The following is a 600-nucleotide window of genomic DNA, read 5'->3' as shown; positions in this document are numbered from 1 at the left end:
CCCCTGCGTCGCCATAGTGCGTTCACCGAATACGTGCGCAACAACCGTCTTCCGGAGCCTGTCATACGCGTAAAACAGCCAGCGCTGGCGCGATTTAGCCCCGACGTATCCCCACTGTTCGTCCATTTCCGCGCAGACGATGACGTCACTGCCCGGCTGTATGCGCGAGGTTACCGACTGCGGCCTGAGTTTTTTAAGTGACGTAAAATCGTGTTGAGGCTAACGCCCATAATGCGTGCAGTTGCCCGGCATCCAACGCCATTCATGGCCATATCAATAATTTTCTGGTGCGTACCGGGTTGAGAAGCGGTGTAAGTGAACTGTAGTTGCCATGTTTTACGGCAATGAGAGCAGAGATAGCGCTGATGTCCGGCAGTGCTTTTGCCGTTACGCACCACGCCTTCAGTAGCGGAGCAGGAAGGACATCTGATGGAAATGGAAGCCACGCAAGCACCTTAAAATCACCATCATACACTAAATCAGTAAGTTGGCAGCATCACAAAGGCGAGCTTCATTTAACGCCTTACGCAGTTGCAGAATTTCAGATTCCAGTTCAGCCACCGTGCGGGAACCAGGAGTACCGAGCCCTTTTCTGGCGGC

General features: G+C 53.3%; 1 pseudogene. It reads right to left on the bottom strand.

What is annotated here, in order from left to right:
• A pseudogene (locus BFF42_RS19715) lies at positions 1-446 on the bottom strand (IS1 family transposase); the annotation flags it as partial.
• Between the last annotated feature and the right edge of the window lie 154 nt (positions 447-600).

This window comes from Shigella sp. FC1661 (assembly GCF_001712525.1).
Lineage (GTDB): Bacteria > Pseudomonadota > Gammaproteobacteria > Enterobacterales > Enterobacteriaceae > Escherichia > Escherichia coli.
Note: the sequence above shows the minus strand (reverse complement) of the source record. Positions and strands in the feature narration are given on the sequence as shown.